Source organism: Nonomuraea cypriaca, assembly GCF_015645445.1.
In the GTDB taxonomy this organism is placed as follows: Bacteria; Actinomycetota; Actinomycetes; order Streptosporangiales; family Streptosporangiaceae; genus Nonomuraea; species Nonomuraea cypriaca.
Map to the genome: position 1 here is coordinate 1 of NZ_JADOGI010000473.1, position 2,214 is coordinate 2,214.

2 protein-coding genes are annotated in these 2,214 nt (G+C 69.8%); both read right to left on the reverse strand.

Features of this window, described 5'->3' with window-relative positions; all coding sequences use genetic code 11:
- Positions 1 to 89: 89 nt before the first annotated feature.
- The gene (locus tag ITP53_RS54930; protein ID WP_195903412.1) at positions 90 to 332 is read right to left on the reverse strand and encodes a hypothetical protein; all 243 of its coding nucleotides are present in this window, start codon (positions 330 to 332) and stop codon (positions 90 to 92) included.
- 84 nt (positions 333 to 416) lie between these two features.
- Entirely contained in the window at positions 417 to 1,871 is a 1,455-nt protein-coding gene (locus tag ITP53_RS54935; RefSeq protein ID WP_195903413.1) for a transposase, read from the reverse strand.
- Positions 1,872 to 2,214: the final 343 nt, after the last annotated feature.

The following is a 2,214-nucleotide window of genomic DNA, read 5'->3' on the forward strand; positions in this document are numbered from 1 at the left end:
CTGATTCCCTATAGGAGTTGATGTGTCAAGACCGTCGCGGAAGAGGTCGTGGTTGTGGTTCCGGCCTCGCGACGGTCTTGATGCGTGGTCTAGTCGGCGCGGGGTTCGGGCAGGAGTTTGCGGAGCCGGCAGTTGAGGTTGCCGAGGTCTTCGGTGAGCCAGGCGACGGCGCTGCGGGGGTGGAAGTGGCTGTGGAAAGCGAAGTCGGCGAGTTCGTCGATGACGTCGTGGGGGGCGTGCAGGAGCCAGTCCTCCACCGTCTGGACGCGATCCAGGAGGTCGCGCAGGTCGTTGATGGAGTCTTCGGTCAGGGTGAGGGTGAGGGTGGGCATGAGGTGTGCCTCCTGATCAAGGGCAGGGTGAGATGGCCGTGCGGCAGGTGCCGTCGGCAGGGGTGCGCGGCGGGCCGCGCTGGGTCAGGCCATGGCGGGGTTGACAGGACCGCTGCCGGGTGGCGACGATCCGGGGCGGGGAAGGTCGCCTCGTGGACGGGCCGTCTGGGTCTGGTGAGGGGCCTTCCTCGTCTTGTGTGCCGGGGTTTTCCTGCTGCGGCGGCGTTTGCGGACCTCGTCGGGGACGGTCCACCGCTCAGCGATGATGGTCTTGGCCTGTTGGGCGGTGACGGGCTGGTCGTCGACGTCGCGCAGCTGGTAGGGGGTGCCGCGGCGCATCACGGTGTGCAGCCGGATGGCCAGGTGCCCGGCTACCACGCATAACGCCTTGAGGTGGTTGGCGCCGCGTTCGGTCATCTGCACGTAGTAGATCTTCGCCAGTTGCGGGTCGAGTTTGCGGGCGGTGTCGGCGGCGCGGATCAGGGTGGCCCGGCCCAGCGATGGTCCGGCCTTGCTCATCGGCTCGCCCTTGCGGTCGGTGTCGCCGGTCTCGCTGGCCTTGGGCGCCAGCCCCAGGTAGGACTTGAAGCGGTGGCCGTCGGCGAACCGGCCGGGATCGCCGAGCAGGGCGAGCATGGCCGGGGCGCCGACGTCGGCCAGGCCGGGCAGGCTGCGGGCCAGCTGATCGGGGTCGACCTGCTGGTAGGCCTGCTCGCGGACGGCGGCGTGGGCGGCCAGTTCGGTCTCGATCGCGGTCAGCAGCCGTATCTCGGTGGCGACCTCGGCGGCCAGGTCCGCATACGGCATCGCCGGATCGTCGGGGCCGTAGAGCTCGATGGCCTGCTCGGCCGCGGTCAGCCAGGCCAGCGCCCGCTCTCGGCCCTGATGACCGTGTGAGACGGTGGCGATCAGCTTGGTCAGCCCGTCGGGGCCCAGCCTCAGCAGGGTGCGCGGGTCGGCGTAGCGTTCCAGCACCGCCCGGTCGGCCTTGCCCAGATCGCCGGTCAGCGGGGTCATCGGCAGCAGTTGCCGGACCAGGTCCTTGATACGGCGTTTGTGGGTGGCGGCCTGCAGGGTGAGCCGGTCGGTAGCGCGCACCCGCCGATCCAGCACCGCCGCCGCCCCCTCGGCCGACGCCAGCTCGCTCAGCCCGTCGGGGTCCACCAGCGGCAGCCGGGCCAGCGTCTCGGCGTCGATGCCGTTGCTCTTGGTGTGCCGCCGGTAGAACCTGCGCAGGTCGGCGGCCTTGGCCGAGGACACGCGAAACACCCGGTGGCCGCGCGCGGCGAAGAACCTGGCCACCGGGAACCAGGCCGGCCCGGTCGGCTCGAAGACCACCTCCAGCAGCGTGCCCGCGGGCGTGCCGGCCAGTGCCCGCTCCTCCAGCCTCAGCAGAGAGTCCCTGATGGGCAGGCACCGCGCCGCGGCCACCCGCCGCCCGGACCCGTCCACGATACGTACGGTGTGCTCCGACGCGATACCCAGATCGATGCCCACCAGCCGCCGGACCAGCGGCCCGGCCTCGTTCGGCTCGTCCATCAACGCCTCCTTCGGTCAGGCAGAGCCAGATCACTCCGGCTGCCCGTCCCCCGACAGGCGGCGACTCATCAGCCACGGTCCCAAGGTTGAAAGCCCGACAACGGCTCCCATTCATGTGCTGCAACCGGCGCACACCCACGACCTGTGAGTGGTCCACTTCCCTCATACGGGTCATCCGTGGCCAGGCCAGCGGCGGCAATCAGTCGAACGAGGCTCCACACCAGCACCACAGGCCGATGCTTTCCTTCAGAGACACACTCATCGCCACCCACCGGACTCGCCGGGATGCTCATGCAACCCTGGAACCCCTGGGCTGATCAAGCCCCGGAGTTCCTTACATGAG